Annotated in this window: 11 protein-coding genes; 5 read left to right on the top strand and 6 right to left on the bottom strand. The window is 67.8% G+C overall.

Going from position 1 to position 16241, the window contains the following annotated elements; genetic code table 11:
• Positions 1-453: a (2Fe-2S)-binding protein gene (locus E7V67_007490; protein ID WUR14944.1), complete on the bottom strand. Its 453-nt coding sequence runs from the start codon at positions 451-453 to the stop codon at positions 1-3.
• Between the two features lie 207 nt (positions 454-660).
• Between E7V67_007490 and E7V67_007485 the strand changes: the two genes are divergently transcribed.
• Positions 661-1167, top strand: a complete 507-nt coding sequence (locus E7V67_007485) for a DUF6622 family protein (protein WUR14943.1) — start codon at positions 661-663, stop codon at positions 1165-1167.
• A 54-nt stretch (positions 1168-1221) separates the two neighbouring features.
• Here E7V67_007485 and E7V67_007480 read toward each other — a convergent pair whose 3' ends face one another.
• Positions 1222-4956, bottom strand: coding sequence for a DUF4214 domain-containing protein (locus E7V67_007480; GenBank protein ID WUR14942.1), 3735 nt, complete (start codon positions 4954-4956; stop codon positions 1222-1224).
• A 192-nt stretch (positions 4957-5148) separates the two neighbouring features.
• Positions 5149-5664, bottom strand: coding sequence for a hypothetical protein (locus E7V67_007475; GenBank protein ID WUR14941.1), 516 nt, complete (start codon positions 5662-5664; stop codon positions 5149-5151).
• 125 nt (positions 5665-5789) lie between these two features.
• On the opposite strand from E7V67_007475, the gene E7V67_007470 reads away from it, so the two are divergent.
• The 4 genes from E7V67_007470 to E7V67_007455 all read left to right on the top strand — a co-directional run bounded on the left by E7V67_007470 (position 5790) and on the right by E7V67_007455 (position 9902).
• The gene (locus tag E7V67_007470) at positions 5790-7196 is read left to right on the top strand and encodes an L-cystine transporter (protein WUR14940.1); all 1407 of its coding nucleotides are present in this window, start codon (positions 5790-5792) and stop codon (positions 7194-7196) included.
• Between the two features lie 250 nt (positions 7197-7446).
• Positions 7447-8211, top strand: coding sequence for a histidine phosphatase family protein (locus E7V67_007465; GenBank protein ID WUR14939.1), 765 nt, complete (start codon positions 7447-7449; stop codon positions 8209-8211).
• A gap of 8 nt (positions 8212-8219) precedes the next feature.
• The gene (locus E7V67_007460; GenBank protein WUR14938.1) at positions 8220-9164 is read left to right on the top strand and encodes an NAD(P)H-hydrate dehydratase; all 945 of its coding nucleotides are present in this window, start codon (positions 8220-8222) and stop codon (positions 9162-9164) included.
• A 303-nt stretch (positions 9165-9467) separates the two neighbouring features.
• On the top strand, positions 9468-9902 hold the full coding sequence (locus E7V67_007455; GenBank protein WUR14937.1) for a hypothetical protein: 435 nt from the start codon (positions 9468-9470) through the stop codon (positions 9900-9902).
• Positions 9903-9993: 91 nt separating this feature from the next.
• Here E7V67_007455 and E7V67_007450 read toward each other — a convergent pair whose 3' ends face one another.
• From E7V67_007450 to E7V67_007440, 3 genes are all read right to left on the bottom strand, one after another.
• Positions 9994-11409: an outer membrane protein transport protein gene (locus E7V67_007450; protein WUR14936.1), complete on the bottom strand. Its 1416-nt coding sequence runs from the start codon at positions 11407-11409 to the stop codon at positions 9994-9996.
• 268 nt (positions 11410-11677) lie between these two features.
• Positions 11678-14899: an efflux RND transporter permease subunit gene (locus tag E7V67_007445; GenBank protein ID WUR14935.1), complete on the bottom strand. Its 3222-nt coding sequence runs from the start codon at positions 14897-14899 to the stop codon at positions 11678-11680.
• 1 nt (position 14900) lies between these two features.
• Complete coding sequence (locus E7V67_007440; GenBank protein ID WUR14934.1) at positions 14901-16076, bottom strand: efflux RND transporter periplasmic adaptor subunit; 1176 nt, start codon at positions 16074-16076, stop codon at positions 14901-14903.
• Positions 16077-16241 lie beyond the last annotated feature (165 nt).

Below are 16241 nucleotides of genomic sequence, written 5' to 3'. Positions count from 1 at the left end.
TTATTTCGCGGCCGCGATCTTGATGGCGGCGCGGATGCGCCCGTAGGTGCCGCAGCGGCAGATATTGCCCGACATGGCGTTGTCGATGTCCGCATCGCTCGGCTTCGGCGTGGCGCGCAGCAGCGCGGTGGCGGCCATGATCTGGCCCGACTGGCAGTAGCCGCACTGCACCACGTCGATCTGGCGCCAGGCGTCCTGCACCCTGGCGCCGACGGGGTCCTGGCCGACGGCCTCGATAGTGACGATCTTCTTGCCGGCGGCGGCCGAGACGGGCGTGACGCAGGAGCGGACCGGCTGGCCGTCCAGGTGCACGGTGCAGGCGCCGCACAGGGCGACGCCGCAGCCGAACTTGGTGCCGGTCAGGCCGGCCACGTCGCGCAGTGCCCACAGGATGGGCATGTCGTCCGGCACGTCCAGCGCGGTATCGGTGCCGTTGATGTTCAGGGTAGGCATGACGCTCCTTTCATAGGTCGACCAACTATAAAAGAATCGCCTTGTCATTGTCGCCATGCTGGACAGGACAGCGCCGGCTCTCCCGAATGGCGGTCTTGCCGCCGTGCCGGACCGTTTCGCGCCGCCCGGCCCCGGTTTCGTCGCAAGCGGCTGGCCCGCCCCGGTCCGGCCCGGCATCATGGCGCCATCGACAACCAGGAGAACAACATGCAACATGCCATCAGCCAGATCGTCAGCCACACTCCGCTCTACGTCTGGGCCATCCTGGCCTTCCTGGTGAACCGCGGCGTCGCCGCCAGCCGCGAGCGCACCACGACCGTGCGCGCGGTCGCCATCGTTGCGCTCGTGATGGCGGGCCTGGCGCTGCAGGAGATCGGGCGCCGCTTCGGCCTGACGCCGGCATCGGCCAGCACCTGGCTGGCGGGCGCGGCGGTTGGTGCGGCGATCGCCTGGCAGTTGGGCGCACAGGCCATCGTCGCCGTCGACCGGGCGGCCGGCACGGTCACGCAGCGCGGCAGCTGGCTGCCGCTGGTGTCGATGCTGGGGGTGTTCTGCGGCCGCTATGCGCTGGCCGTCGTGGCCGCCATGGCGCCGGCCTGGCAAGACCACGCGCTGTTCGCGATGACGGCCGGCATGGCGCTGGGCCTGTTGAATGGCTTGCTGCTGGGACGGGTGCTGCGCTGCCTGCAGGCATGCCGACTGGCGCTGCGGTGAGCAACCTGCGGTGACGGGCCCCCAGCCAACGCCGGGTGCCCGTCGTCGCCCGTATCACCCGAACGGGATGTACTCGATGCCTTGCGCGGTGACGCCGACCAGCGCGGCCTGGTTCTCGGCCGATTCCGAGAAGCCCGTCAGCACCACTTCGCGGGCCATGCCGTCATGCAGCTTGCCGAGCCAGTACTGCAGGCCGGCCGCATCCGGGTCGCGGTGCAGCACGTTGTGGTACATCGCGGCGACGAAGGCCTCGTCGCTTGGCGCGGCGCTGCCCATCAGCGTGGTGAACTCCGGCGAGGCGATGAAGGCCCGTGCCACGCTGGCCAGGGAGGCTCCCTGGTCGAGCTTGCCGATGTACAGGCCCAGGCCAGCCAGGTCCGGCGCCCGGTCGAAGGCCGCCTGGTACAGGCGGAACGCCTGTCCCGCGACACCGTCGACGTCGAGCGCCACCGTCACGTCGGCGAACGCCAGTCGCTCCACGTTCGTCAGCGTGCTGACGCTGCCGGTCGCGGCGTCCACCATGTCCCAGCCGCTGCCCGACTTCTTCAGCGCGAAGCTGGCATGCTCGGCACCGATCACGGCCGTGTCACGGCCGCTGCCGCCGTCGAACTTGACGGGTGCCGCAGTCGACAGCGTGACCCGGTCGTTGCCGGCCGTGCCCGCGCTGGTGGTCACGTCCGGCACGTAGGCGATGCCAGCGGCCGTGTCGTCCGCGACAGCCGCCTGGTTCTCGGCCGATTCCGAGAAGCCCGTCAGCACCACCTCGCGCGACACCCCGGCCTTCAGCTTGTCCAGCCAGAACTGCTTGCCTTCCGCATCCGGCGTGCGATGCAGCACGTTGCGGTACATCGCCGTCACGAACGCCTCGTCCGTCGGCGCGGTCGTGCCCATCAGGCGGGTGAACTCCGGCGACGCCAGGAAGGCCTGGGCGACGCTGACCAGCGTTGCGCCCTGGTCCAGCTTGCCGATCCAATGGCCCAGGCCCGGCAGGTCCGGCGCGCGGTCGAACGCGGCCTGGTACAGGCGGTAGGCCTGCCCGGCCACGCCGTTCGTATCCAGCGCCACCGTCACGTCGGCAAACGCCAGCCGCTCCACATTCGTCAGCGCGCTGACCTTGCCGGTGGTGGTGTCCGTCACTTGCCACGTGTCGCCTGTCTTGGCCAGCGTGAACTTCTCGTGCCGGGCGGCGACCGCGGCCGTGTCGAGGCCGGCGCCACCATCGTAGGCGGCCGATGCGCCCAGCGACAGCGTGACGCGATCGCCGCTGTTGCCACCGTTGGGCAGCTTGTCCGGCACGGTCGGCAGGTTGCCGCTGCTGGGGTTGCTTGGCGCCGGCGCCGGCGCTGGTGCTGGTGCTGGTGCTGGTGCTGGTGCTGGTGCCGGTGCCGGTGCTGGTGCAGGTGCCGGTGCCGGTGCCGGCGCAGGTGCCGGTGCTGGTGCTGGTGCTGGTGCCGGCGCAGGTGCCGGCGCAGGTGCCGGTGCGGGCGGCGGCACCGGTACCGGGGTGACGGCACTGCTGTCATCGGCAGCGACCGTTACCGAGACCGGCAGGCTGGCGGGACTGACCTGCCCCAGCGCATCGGTCGCCGTGGCCGTGAAAGCGTGATTGCCGGGATCGACATCGGCCAGTTGCTTCGACCAGCGGCCGTTGCCGTCCGCCGTGGCCGTGCCCACCACGACACCGGCGTCATACAGCGTGATCAGGGCACCGGCATCGGCCGTGCCGCTGACCAGCAAGGTCTCGCCGCTCCCGCTGTCGCCGCGGCCGCTGCTCACGGCGTCGTCGGTCTGCGCCAGTTCCAGGCTGGGCGCGGCCGGCGCCGTGCCCGTGCTGGCGGCAGCGACGAATTCGGCGCCGCCGTCGTAGCCGATCACTTGTTGATGGACGCGCGCGCTGCCGTCGGCCGCCTTGACGGTCCAGCTCACTGCCACGTTGCCGCCGGCCGTCTCGACCAGGCCGGTCACCGTGGCGCGACCCTGCACGGGGCTCTGGCTGACCTGGAACGCCGCGCCGGCGGGCGCGCCGCTGGCCAGGTAATGGCGCGCCATGACGGTGGAGGTGCCGTCGCTGGCCAGGCTGTCCCAGGCAACCAGGAAGCTGCCGTCGGCCAGGCCCGTGACGGACTGGGCCTGCTGGAAGCCCGCGCTGGCGACCGCCACGGCGGCGCCGACGGCGTTGCCGTCCGCATTGAAGCGCTGGAACATCACGGTGTCGTCCGGCGTCGCGGCGTTGCCGTCGTCCTGGATCCAGCTGACCACGGCACCGTTGACGGCACCGGCGCCCGGGCTGTACAGGGACGCCGCCTCGACGTTGCCCACCACGCCGGTGCTTGCCAGTTTCAGTTCGGTGCCGGCGCGTTCGCCATCCCAGCGGAACGACTGCACCATCACGCCATTGCTGCTGCCGTTGACGGACTGCCATGCCAGCAGATAACCGTTTTCCTGCTCCGCCACCGCCGCGCCGGACTGGTCGCCCGCCACGGTCGTGTTGACCGTGAACGCGCTGCCCATCGCCTGGCCGGCACCGTCGAATTTTTGCGCGAACACGTCCTGCGTGCCGTCCGCCGCCTTGCCGTGCCACGTGACCACGAAGCCGCGGTCCGGTGTCACCGCCACCGCCGGCTGGACCTGGTCGTCGGCACTGCCCAGCACCTGCTCGGCGCCGGCGCGGCTGCCGTCGGCATTGAAGCGCTGCAGCACGATGTCCCAGCCGTTGGCCGTCGCGCTCTGGTAGACGGCCACCCAGCCGCCGTCGTACAGGCCGGCCAGCGCGGGAGCGCGCTGTGCGCCCGCCGTCGCGCCGTTGATGGCCGCGGCGGCGCCGTCGATGGCCACGCCGTCGACGCCGAATTTGCGGAACCAGATGCCGTCGCCGCTGCCGTCCGTCGCCGTGTAGGCCACCACGTAGGAGCCGTCCAGCAGGTTGGCGACGCTGGCGCCCGCCGTGGCCGTGCCCAGCGACGCCACTTCGCGGTCGACCTGGGTCAGGTTCAGGGTCTGGTCGGCGAATTTCAGATGGCTGATACCGAACAGCATGTCGGTGCCGTCGCGGCCGCTGCGCAGGTCGGTCACGGTGACGCGGCCGTCGCTGCCCGTCGCGATCGTGTACTCCGACAGCAGGCCGCTGAACACGGCCGTGTCGTCGCCGCTGCCGCCGGCCAGGGTGTCGTTGCCCGCGCCGCCGGTCAGCGTGTCGTTGCCGGCCTGGCCGTCGAGCAGGTTACCGCCGGCGTCGCCCGTCAGCAGGTCACCGAAGCGCGAACCCTGCACGCCTTCGAAGTTGAACAGCCAGTCGGCGCCATCGGCACCGCCGGACGTGCCCAGCGCCAGGTTGACGCTGACGCCGCCCGCCGCGTTGCGGTAGGAAACCATGTCGAAGCCGGCGCCGCCGTCCAGTGTGTCGTCGCCGCCGTTGCCGGTCAGGATATTAAAGCCGGCGTCGCCCGTCAGCGCGTCGCCGAACGCGGAGCCGCTGACGTTTTCGATGCCGGCCAGCGTATCCGTGGCAGCGCCGTCGAAGGCGCTGCCGCTCGCCAGGCTGACCGTGACCCCACTGGCGACGCCGGAATAGTCGGCTTCGTCGATGCCGCTGCCGCCGTCGAGCAGATCGGCCCCTTCGGCAGCGAAGAGCAGGTCGTCGCCAGCGCCGGCGCGAATGGTGTCGTTGCCGGCATCGCCGGCGCCATCGACACCGAATCCGCCAACGAAGATGTCGTTGCCGTCCGTGCCGATCTGTTCCTCGTCGATCATGCTGCCAAAGAAGATGGGACCGCTGATCTTGACCGTCATTTTTCCGCTCCAAGCATTTTTTCCATGTGGCAATTTACCATGGGGAAAAGACACTTGCATCTGCAAAGTGGGGGCAACAGCCCTCTCAGGGGCATGGCACGCAAATGTTGTGTGGCGGACTTACCACACGCAAGCGCACGGCAGTTGACAGTTTATCCTGGTGATGAGAATAAATAATTTACGCCGAGTAATTTATGTTTCGATCTTATCATCTTCGGCCTGGGCATCTTCCATGGCCTGGGGCTCCAGGTGCTCGGCCGGAATGTTCAGGCGGATGAAGCCGCCCCAGGCCAGCAGCAGCGCCGCCGCGCACAGCCCGATGACGGCCGCGTGCGGCAACAGCTCGGGATGGCCGTGCAGCGACTGGAAGGCCGATACCAGGCATTCGATCGCCAGCGAGACGATGACGGCGATCATGAAGCGCGACATGAAGCGGCGCACCCGCGTTGGTGTGCTGATATTGGCGGAGCGCTGCACCTCCTCTTCCAGCACGGTCTGGCCCAGCTCGAACGCGGCGACGGCGATGGTCAGCAGGCCGATGCACTCCAGGATGCGGACGAAGCGCGGCTGCGTGCCCCCCTCGTCGCCGGGCATCACGGCCTCCCAGATTTCGAACCCGGCCATGCCGACCAGCGCCAGCCCGCTGATCCAGAACAACAGCGAGATGGCGACATAACCGAAGGCAAATAGTTTGATCAGGGCTTTCATGCGGCTTTGCTTGCATATGGATATGCGTGAATATTCGCAGACTCCGGCTGAGCAAGTCGCACGCCTTCCGGTAGAGTCGTGGCAATTCCGATAAAATCGCCGGGACAACAACCCTGGAAGCACCCATGAATCCCACCCTTGCCATCGTCCTCAACCTTGCCGTCGCCCTCGCCGTTCTGGCCTTCCTGTACCGCCAGCAGAAGCAGCACGCCACCTTCACGGTGCGCGTGTTCACGGCGCTCGGCCTGGGCGTGCTGCTGGGCGCGGCGCTGCAGGGCCTGTACGGCGCCGCCAGTCCCGTGCTCAAGACGACCGGCGACTACCTCGACATCGTCGGCAGCGGCTACGTCAAGCTGCTGCAGATGATCGTGATGCCGCTGATCATGGTGTCGATCGTGGCGGCCATCCTGAAGCTGCGCAACGCCAGTTCGCTGGGCAAGATCAGCGCGCTGACGATCGGCACCTTGATGATCACGACCGTCATCGCCGCCGCGCTGGGCATCCTGATGGCCAAGCTGTTCGGGCTGACGGCCGTCGGGCTGACGGCCAGCGAGGCCGAGGTGGCGCGCGGCGCCTACCTGCAGGGCAAGCTGGCGGACGCCCAGGCGCTGTCGCTGCCCGGCATGATCCTGTCGTTCCTGCCGGCCAATCCGTTCCTCGACATGACGGGCGGACGCAAGACCTCCACCATCGCGGTCGTCATCTTTTCCGTCTTCGTCGGCATCGCCGCCCACGGCATCGCCGACAAGAAACCCGAGCTGTTCGTCTCGTTCGACCACTTCGTCAAGGTGGCGCACGCGATCGTCATGCGCATCGTCACCATCGTGCTGCGCCTGACGCCGTATGGCGTCTTCGCGCTGATGACGCAGGTCGTGGCCACCTCCAGCTACGCCGACATCATGAACCTGCTGGGCTTCGTGGCGGCCTCGTACAGCGCGCTGCTGCTGATGTTCGGCGTGCACCTGGCGATCGTCGCCGGCACCGGCCTGAACCCGCTGCGCTTCGCGAAGAAGATCCTGCCGGTGCTGACGTTCGCGTTCACCTCGCGCAGCAGCGCCGGCGCCATCCCGATGAACGTACAGACGCAGACCCGGCGCCTGGGCACGCCGGAAGGCATCGCCAACTTCGCCGCCTCGTTCGGCGCCACCATCGGCCAGAACGGCTGCGCCGGCATCTATCCCGCCATGCTGGCCGTGATGATCGCGCCCACCGTCGGCATCGACCCGTACACGGCCGCGTTCCTGGTACCGCTGCTGGCGGTCGTCATGATCGGCTCGGTCGGCGTGGCCGGCGTGGGCGGCGGCGCCACGTTCGCGGCGCTGATCGTGCTGTCGACGATGAACCTGCCGGTCGCGCTGGCCGGCCTCCTGATCTCGATCGAGCCGCTGATCGACATGGGCCGCACGGCCCTGAACGTGTCCGGTTCGATCACGGCGGGCACGGTCACCAGCCGGGTCATGGGCGAGACGGACCTGGCCGTGTTCGAGGCCGATGACGATGGGGACGTGGACGCCGACGCCAAGGCGGCTTGAAGTCTGGGGTCTGTCCCCAGGGGGGACTGACCCCGAAGTTTGCCAGCAGACCGCTACCGAAACCAACTTCGGGGTCAGTCCCCTGCGGAGCGCAGCAGGGGTTTCGAGGAGCACCGCTCCTCGCCTGCGCAGCGGTGCCGGCCTGCCAGCCGGCACCATGACCCCAACATCGCGCACCCGGGTTACGCTTGCGCCACCGTTTTGCGCTTTCGTCTAGTATTCGCACACCGAATCACGACGACGAACTCCCATGGAACAGAAATGGCCCCAACAAATCTGGGTAGTGCGGCACGGCCAGAGCGCCGGCAACGTGGCGCGTGAGGCGGCGGAAGCCGCTTCTCAGTTTCTCATCGACATCGCCGAACGCGACATGGACGTCCCGCTGTCCGAGCTCGGCAGCCGCCAGGCCGAGGCGCTGGCGGACTGGTTCTGCGCGATGGCGCCGGAGCAGCGCCCCAACGTCGTGCTGTTCTCGCCTTACGTGCGGGCACGCGAAACAGCCATGACGGTGGTCAACAAGCTCGACCGTGAGCAGTTGCTGACGGTCGTCGCCGACGAGCGCCTGCGCGAGAAGGAATTCGGCATCATCGACCGCCTGACACCGCTGGGCATCGCCGACAAATACCCCGAGTTGCACGAGCAGCGCCGCCACGTGGGCAAGTTCTATTTCCGCCCGCCAGGGGGCGAGAGCTGGTGCGACGTCATCCTGCGCCTGCGCAGCGTGCTCGACACCATCACCCGCGAATACCGCGGCGAACGCGTGCTGATCGTCGGCCACCAGGTCATCGTCAACTGCCTGCGCTACCTGCTGGAACGGATGGACGAGCGGAAGATCCTGGAAACCGACCGGGCCGGCGACGTGCCCAACTGCGGCGTCACCGCCTATGCCTTCGACCCCGCTGCCGGCAAGCGCGGCAAGCTGGTGCTGCAAATGGCCAACTTCGTTGCACCGCTGACGCAGACCGGCGTACCGGTCACGGCCGGCAAGGACCAGCCCGCCGCGCCCAAATCATAAGGATCGCCATGAGCAAACCGATGCATGCCGCCACTGACGGCGGCACCGATATCACCGCGCGCACCCTGCGCGACTGGCCTTTGCCGCAGCCTTCGTTCGACGGCGACAAGGAAGTGCGCGGCCACGTGCTGATCGTGGGCGGCGCGCGCGAGATGCCCGGCGCCGTCATGCTGGCCGCCACGGCCGCGCTGCGCGCCGGCGCGGGCAAGCTGACCGTCGCCACCGCCGCCAGCGTGGCCCCGCTGGTCGGCATGGCGATTCCCGAGGCACGCGTGATCGGCCTGGCCGAGACCGCGAACGGCGGCTTCACGCTGGAAGCGGCCCGCAAGCTGGGCGAACTGGCCGGCAAGGCGGGCGCGCTGCTGGTCGGCCCCGGCATGCAGGACGAAGCGGCGACTGCCGAACTGGTGCATGCCCTGCTGCCCCGCTTTGCCGGCACCGCCATCGTGCTCGACGCCTGCGCGATGGCCGCCGTGCGCATGGCCGGCGAGGCGCACCTGCTGGACGAGCCGAAGGACATGGCGCACTTCCGCTTCGCCGAACCCGTGCTGCTGACGCCGCACGCAGGGGAACTGGCGCATCTGACCGACCAGGACAAGGACGACCTGGCGGCCGCCCCGGAGGCTGCGGCGCTGGCGGCGGCGCGGCGCTGGAACGCCGTCGTGGCGCTGAAAGGCGCAACGACCGTCATCGCGGCGCCAGGCGGGCAGCACTGGCGCCACGAGGGCGGCAATATCGGCCTGGCGATCTCCGGCTCGGGCGACGCGCTGGCCGGCATCATCGTCGGGCTGGCGGCACGCGGCGCCAGCCTGGAGCAGGCCGCGGCCTGGGGCGTGGCGCTGCACGCGTCCGCCGGCGAGCAGCTGTCCATCAAGTATGGTGTGCTGGGCTACCTGGCGCGCGAGATTTCGGCCGAGGTGCCGGGCCTGCTGCGTACGCTGGCACCGGCCTGAAATGCAAAAAACATGATGGAGATGTGCGCAAGCGAACGGACGCCCCTGCGCACGGTCCATAGTATCGAGGTGTTTGCCACGGCGGCAGTGGAAAGCGATGTGCCGCGTAGGAGCAATCCCGCGCCGGCCCGGTCACGCGAACAGCGCCCGGCACCGGCGACGCAGCCTGCTGCAAGCAAGGCTGCTACCGTGCCAGCAGTATCAGCAACAACGGCACGGCATGAAGAGTCGATCGACACCGCAGCTTTGCGTTGTCGGCGATAGAAGCATCGTCCATCCCACCACTTTGGAAAAGGAGTCGACATGAAAACCTTGAGCAAAACCACCGCGATGATTCTGACCGCAGCCCTGTCCGCCGCACTGCTGGGCGCCTGCAAGGACCGCAATGCCGACCAGCCACCGGCCGACACCGGTTCGCCGGCGGCAACGAGCGGCGGCACCACGGGCGCCACCGGCACCACGCCTGACGCCGGCACCTCGGGCACCGGCGCGACCGGCACCACGGGCGGCACCGGCGCGACCGACAGCGGCGCAACGGGCGGCGCGGCCGGCACCACCGGCGGCACCACCGGTGCGACCGGCGACATGGGCGCGACGGGCACGGGCGCGACCAGCGGCGCGACCACGCCGCCGGCAGGCACCACCTCCGGCACGGGCGCGACCGGCACCACCGGCGCGGGCACGGCCGGCACCCAGGAAGGCGCCACGACCCCGGCCGGCGGCACCACCGGCCGCTAAGCGGACCAGCGGCGCCCGCGGGCGCCGCCACGGCAATGAAAAAAGCCGGCGCTCCTCGCGGAGCGCCGGCTTTTTCCTAGGTGTTCCGGAATCAGAACTTGTAGTTGTAGGCCAGGCCGACCAGTTGCAGGTGGGTGTTCCACGTGCCGCGTACGGTCTCGCCGTTGCCCGTGCAGGCCGTCAGGCCGGGACGGCAGTTGTTGGCGTAGCTGCCGCGGGCTTCCTTGAAGTCCAGGTAGCTGTAGGCCAGGTCGATCGAGGAATTCGGCGAAACCTTCCAGTTGGCGCCGAACGACAGTTGCAGGCGGTCGGCATCCGGCAGCGCGGCGTGGCGCAGCGTTTCGTTGCGCACCGGCGCGTCGTCGTGGGCGATACCGCCACGCAGCGTGACCGCGTCGTTCAGCTTGTAATTCGCGCCGAGCGCCACGCGCACGGTGTTCTTCCACTGCTGGCGGATCACCTCGTCACCCGATTCCGTGCCCGGGAACTGGATGTTGATGTTCTGCATGCGCGAGTTCTTGGTCCAGGTCACGTCGAACATGCCCGCCCACTTGTCGTTGAACTGGTGGAAGCCGTTGATGGACAGCGTCTCGGGCGTACGCAGTTCGACCAGGGCATCCGAATCCACGTGGTGCGAGACCGACTGCAGCACGGCGTTGACCTTCTGGTCGGCCGTCACGCCGGAAAAGTCCCAATCCGCGCCGCCTTTCAGCTCGTGCTTGATGGACGAACGGTAGGCGATACCGAAGCGGGTGTTCTCGGTCGGCATGTACATGTAGCCGACGTTCCAGCCGAAGCCCCAGTCCTTGCCGTCCACGCTGGCGTGCGCGTCATTCACCGATGCCAGCACGGCCGGGTTGCCGCCGGCGGCCACGATCGCGCGCAGCAGCGCCGCGCTCGAACCCGTTGCCCGGGCAGCCGCGACCGAACCTGGCACGTCCACGCCCTGGCCCAGCTTGGCCTTCATGAACTCTGCGTTCAGGCCGAAACCGAAGGCGTGGTGTTCGTTCGGCTTGAACGAGACCGAAGGATTGAGCGTGACCGACACCAGCTTGATATTGGTCAGCGCGTAGCGGCCGGACCAGTTCCAGTCATAGCTCAGGTTGGTGCCGTACGGGACGAACACGCCCATGCCGGCGCTCCACTGGTCGTTCACCTTCTGCGTGTAGTACAGCGACGGTGCCGCCACCGCCTTCGGCACGAAATCGTCCTGCGACGTCAGGCCGCCGGTCGGCGTGCCCGTGAAGCGGGTCGAGCCGTTGTCGTTGAAGGTCGAATGCGGCACGACGGCGGTCACGCCGCCCATCAGCTGGCGGCCGTCCAGGCGTGCCATGCCGGCCGGGTTGGCGAACACGGTGGAAGCGTCGGCGGCTTCGGCGCCATTGGCTTCGGCGGTACCTTGCGACGACACGCTCTGGGAACCGAAACGGTAGCCGGAAGCGTGGGCGGAGACGGACGCGGCGGACAGCGCCGCGGCGATGATCAGGGTCAGGTATTTTGGGGTCACTTGAGTCTCACTATCTATAGTTATCTGATTCGTTGCTGTCTTATTGCTATTTCGTCACGCAGCCCGGCGAAAGATGGGCCACGAGGGGCGAAGCATACTACAGCTCTGGAAGTTTTGATACGAGTGTGCTATTTGTGCATAGCAACATGTCACGTGTCAACAACGCTGTCAAATCGCTACCCGCCGGGCGTCGGACGGCCAAAAAAAGGCCGCGGGAAGCGGCCTTTGTCGAACATTGTTCGGCTGATGCTGCCGACGGGCAAGCCGGTCAGGCAGCTTTCGCCAGCGGTGGGGCGGGCCGGCGGCGCCGTCCCGTCAGCTTCATCACCAGTGCCTTGAGCAAGCGGTAGACCAGGCGGATCAAGGTCAGCGCCAGGATCACCTCGATCGCCGTCAGCACGCTGGCCACGGCCACGTTCCAGCGCTCGGCGCGGCGGCCGAACTTGGCCACCATGCGGTCGCGGGTGATCTCGATGCTGTCGTAGAACGTCGGCACCATCAAGAGCGTCAGCAAGGTGGACGTGATCGTGCCGCCGATGATCGCGATGGCCAGCGGACGGTAGAACTCGCCGCCCTCGCCCGCGCCGATGGCGACGGGCAGCATGCCGGCGATCAGCGCGAACGTCGTCATCAGGATCGGGCGCAGGCGCATGCGGCCGGCATACATCAGCGCGTCCTCGCGGCCGTAGCCCTCTTCCTCGCGCTTGCGCGCCGCGTCCAGCAGCAGGATCGCGTTCTTCGCCACCAGGCCCATCAGCATGATGACGCCGATCAGGCTCATCAGGTTGATCGTGTTGTTCGTCAGCAGCAGCCCGCCGACGACGCCGATCAGCGACAACGGCAGCGACAGCATCACGGCGCCCGGTGCCGTGAACGAGCCGAACTGCATCACCAGGATCAGGTACATCAGGCCCACGCCCGATACCAGCGCGATGGCCATCTGCGTGAAGACTTCCTGCATGTCCTTGCCGGAGCCGCCCAGCGCCAGGCCATAGCCGGGCGGGAAGTCCATTGCCTTGGCCAGCTTCATCGCATCGGCCGTGACCTCGCCCGGCGAGCGGCCCTCGACGTTGGCCGAGACGGAAATGATGCGCTTGCCGTCCTTGTGCTTGATCGTGGACGGGCCCTTGCCCATCGTGATCGTGGCGATCTGGTCCAGCGGGACCATCTGGTTGGTGCCGGCCACGGCGATCGGCAGGCGCTCGATGTTCTCGGCCGCCTTGCGGTCTTCCGGCGCCAGGCGCACGGCCACGTCGCGCGTCTCGCCGGTCGGGTCGACCCAGTCGCCCACCTCGATGCCGGCAAACGCGACGCGCAGCGCGGCGGCCGCGTCGCCGGCGGCGATGCCCATCGAATTGGCCAGGCCGCGGTTCAGTTCGATCTGCAGCTCGTCCTTCGGGTCCAGCTCGGACAGGCTGACGTCGACCGCGCCCTTGACCTGCTTGAGCTCTTCCATGAAGCGGTTGGTCAGCTCCATCAGCTTGCGCGAATCGGTGCCGGTGAATTCGATCTGCACGGGCTTGCGGGCGTTGTTGCTGAGGTCGTCCAGCACCGTATACTCGGCGCCCACCAGCTGTGCCAGCTTCTCGCGCAGCTCCTGGGCCACTTCGTCGGCACTGCGGTCGCGCTCGTGCTTCTTGCCGATATTGACGTAGACGCGGCCGCCCGTCAGGTTGACCGACGCATTGGTTTCCTTGGTTTCCTTCAGCGTGCGGGCCAGCTCGTCCGCCTTGAGCACCTTCATGCGCGAATAATCCAGGCTGGACGACGACGGCGTGCGCACATCGATCATGATCGTGCCGAAGTCCGCTTTCGGTACGAAGCTGGCGCCGCCGAACTTGGCCTGCAGGGCGATCGCGCCGACGAAGCTGGCGATCGCGATGAACGCCATCCAGCGGCGGTGGTGCAGTGCCCACTCGATCACGTTGCCGTAGCGGTCGGCCTGGCGGTCGAACCAGTGATTGAAGCGCTGCAGGTACTTCTCGAAACCCTTGCGCGGCGCGTCATGGTGGTTGGGTGGGTCGCCCCAGAAGGCCGACAGCATCGGGTCCAGCGTAAACGAGATGAACAGCGACACGGCCACCGAGCACGTCACCGTCAATGCGAACGGCCGGAACCATTCGCCCGTGATGCCGGGCATGAACGCGACCGGGATGAACACGGCCATGATCGAGAACGTCGTGGCGGCCACGGCCATGCCGATCTCGGCCGTGCCGTTCAGCGCGGCCGTGCGGCGGTCGGCGCCCATCTGCATATGCCGCACGATGTTTTCCCGCACCACGATGGCGTCGTCGATCAGCACGCCGATGGCCAGCGACAGGCCCAAGAGGGTCATGAAGTTCAGCGTGAAGCCGCACAGCCACACGCCGACGAACGCGGCGATGACGGAGGTGGGCAGCGACAGCGCCGTGATCAAGGTCGAGCGCCACGAGTTGAGGAAGGCGTAGACCACGAAGATGGTCAGGCCGGCACCCAGCACCAGCGCCTCGATCACGTTGTTCAGGCTGCTTTGCGCATCCTCGCCCTGGTCATCCGTGACCTCCAGCGAGGTCCCCGCCGGCAGCGTGCCCTTGAGTTCCTTGACGACCTCGTGCACCCGCTTGGCGACCGCCACCGTGGAGGCGTCGCGCGAGCGGATGATCGAGATGCCCACGTTGGGCTGGCCGGAACGCATCGATACGCTGTTGCTCTCCGCGAAACCGTCCTCGATCGTGGCCACCTGGGCCAGCCGCACCAGCTCGTCGCCGTTGCGCTTGACGACCACCTGCTGGAAGTCTTCCGGCCGTTCGATGCGGCCCACCAGGCGGATGCTCTTCTCTTCCAGGGTGCCGCGCAGCTTGCCCACCGGCGCATTGGTATTCTGCATGCGCAGCGCGTTGGTCACGTCGCTGACGGAGACGTTGTACTCGCGCAGCTTCTCCGCGCTCAGCAGCACGGACAGCTCGCGCCGCAGCGAACCGTCCACGCTGACAGTGGCGACGCCATCGATGGCGCGGAACTTGTCGGCCAGCACGTCCTCGGCCAGGCGCGAAATGGCCGCATGGCTTTGCGTCCTGGACGACAGCGACAACTGCATGATCGGCTGGGCCGACGGATCGATGCGCTGCAGGATCGGCTCGCGCATCTCGACTGGCAGCTTGTAACGCACCGCCGCGATGGCGTTGCGGATCTCGTCCGACGCCTCGATCAGGTTCTTGCCGAAGTTGAAGCGCATGACGATCGTGGCCGAGCCCTCGGCCGACGTGCTGGTCAGCTCGTTAACGCCGGAGATGCTCTGCAGCGATTTCTCCAGGCGGTTGGTGATCTCGCGCTCGGCCGTCTCGGGCGAGGCGCCGGGATACGGGATCGACACGACGATCAGCGGGAACTCCACGTCGGGGTTCTGGTTGACGCGCAGCTTGCTCAGGGCCAAGAGGCCCAGGCACATCATCGCGATGATCAGCACGACCGTCGCGATGGGCCGCTTGACACTGAAATTGGACAGGAACATATCAGTTTCCCTTGCTTGCGGCGGCTGGCTGGGCGGCCGACGCCACGTTCTTCGGCGCCGTCAGCTGGACGGCCTGGCCGTCGTGCACGGTCGAGCCGGGCGTGCGCAGCAACAGGTCGCCGGCTGCCAGCCCGCTGGTCACCTGCCACATGCCGGTGCGTTCGTCGCGCGCGCCCAGCGCCAGGTTGGTCTTGGCCAGCTTGTTGTCCTTGATCTTCCACACGTAGCTGCTGTCGCCCGCCTGCACCATCGCCGAGGCAGGGATCATCAGCGCGCTCGACGTTTGAGCCTCGACACGTCCCTCCGCATACAGGCCGGCCACGCGAGGCTGCAGCTTGTCGGCGAACTCGACCAGCACCTCGACCTGGCGCGTGACCGGGTTGGCGGCCGGATCGACGCGCTTGACGCGGCCCTGGAAACTCTGGCCCGGATAGCCGTTGACGCGGAACAGCACGCCCTGGCCGACCTTGACGACGCCGATCTTGTCGGCCGAAACCAGGCCCTCGAAGCGCATGCTGCCTGGATCGATCACCTTGATCAGCTCCTTGCCGATCTGCGCCGTATCGCCGCTGGACACCTTGCGCTCGGAAACGATGCCGTCGAACGGCGCCCGCACGTTGGTGCGCTCGAGCTGCTGGCGGGCCTGGGCCAGACGCGCCCTGGCCGCGACCAGCTCGCTTTGCGCGCTGTTGCGGCGCACCTCGGCATCTTCCAGCGCCTGCATCGACGTCATGCCGGATGTGCGCAGCGTCTTGTTACGTTCCAGCATGCGTTCGGCCTGGTCCAGCACCTGGCGCGCCGAGCGCACCGCTTCCTCGGCCGACGTGACGCTGTCGCGGATCGACGTCTCGTCCAGCCGCACCAGCAGGTCGCCCTTGCGCACGGCTTCGCCGTTTTCCTTCAGCACCTGCAGCACGACGGCGCCCACCTCGGCGCGCAGGTCGGCCTTGCGCTCCGGCTGGATCGAACCCGTGATCACGGGGCCGGACGCCAGCGCGTTCGACTGCACGGTCAGCAGATCCTCCGGCGCGATCAGCAGCCTGGCCTGCTTCTTGCCGTCGCCCTTGCCATCCTTGGCGGCGGCTTCGGGCCCGCCCGCCGGGTTGGCGCCGTCCGGCTTGCCGCAGGCAACGAGTGCCGCGGCGATGGCGATGGCTGTAAAGGTATTGCGCAACATAGAGGATCTCCGAGAAGTTTTGGACTGCTTCAGACGTTACTGCTTGCTTTTATTATCGATGGCGTCGGCGCTTCGGCTCGGCCGTAAAAAACGGACACTTTTGTTATCAGGATAACAGCCGAAGAGTATCCCCGAGCGGGGGGCGAAGGTCAATTCACGGCGTGA

The sequence above is a fragment of the [Empedobacter] haloabium genome (genome assembly GCA_008011715.2).
Classification (GTDB): Bacteria; Pseudomonadota; Gammaproteobacteria; order Burkholderiales; family Burkholderiaceae_D; genus Rugamonas; species Rugamonas haloabia.
Note: the sequence above shows the minus strand (reverse complement) of the source record. Positions and strands in the feature narration are given on the sequence as shown.

What these genes read in the sequence shown, in the direction of transcription:
- E7V67_007490 (WUR14944.1), bottom strand. Translation starts at nt 453, where the DNA reads ATGCCTACCCTGAACATCAACGGCACCGATACCGCGCTGGACGTGCCG.
- E7V67_007485 (WUR14943.1), top strand. Translation starts at nt 661, where the DNA reads ATGCAACATGCCATCAGCCAGATCGTCAGCCACACTCCGCTCTACGTC.
- E7V67_007480 (WUR14942.1), bottom strand. Translation starts at nt 4,956, where the DNA reads ATGACGGTCAAGATCAGCGGTCCCATCTTCTTTGGCAGCATGATCGAC.
- E7V67_007475 (WUR14941.1), bottom strand. Translation starts at nt 5,664, where the DNA reads ATGAAAGCCCTGATCAAACTATTTGCCTTCGGTTATGTCGCCATCTCG.
- E7V67_007470 (WUR14940.1), top strand. Translation starts at nt 5,790, where the DNA reads ATGAATCCCACCCTTGCCATCGTCCTCAACCTTGCCGTCGCCCTCGCC.
- E7V67_007465 (WUR14939.1), top strand. Translation starts at nt 7,447, where the DNA reads ATGGAACAGAAATGGCCCCAACAAATCTGGGTAGTGCGGCACGGCCAG.
- E7V67_007460 (WUR14938.1), top strand. Translation starts at nt 8,220, where the DNA reads ATGAGCAAACCGATGCATGCCGCCACTGACGGCGGCACCGATATCACC.
- E7V67_007455 (WUR14937.1), top strand. Translation starts at nt 9,468, where the DNA reads ATGAAAACCTTGAGCAAAACCACCGCGATGATTCTGACCGCAGCCCTG.
- E7V67_007445 (WUR14935.1), bottom strand. Translation starts at nt 14,899, where the DNA reads ATGTTCCTGTCCAATTTCAGTGTCAAGCGGCCCATCGCGACGGTCGTG.
- E7V67_007440 (WUR14934.1), bottom strand. Translation starts at nt 16,076, where the DNA reads ATGTTGCGCAATACCTTTACAGCCATCGCCATCGCCGCGGCACTCGTT.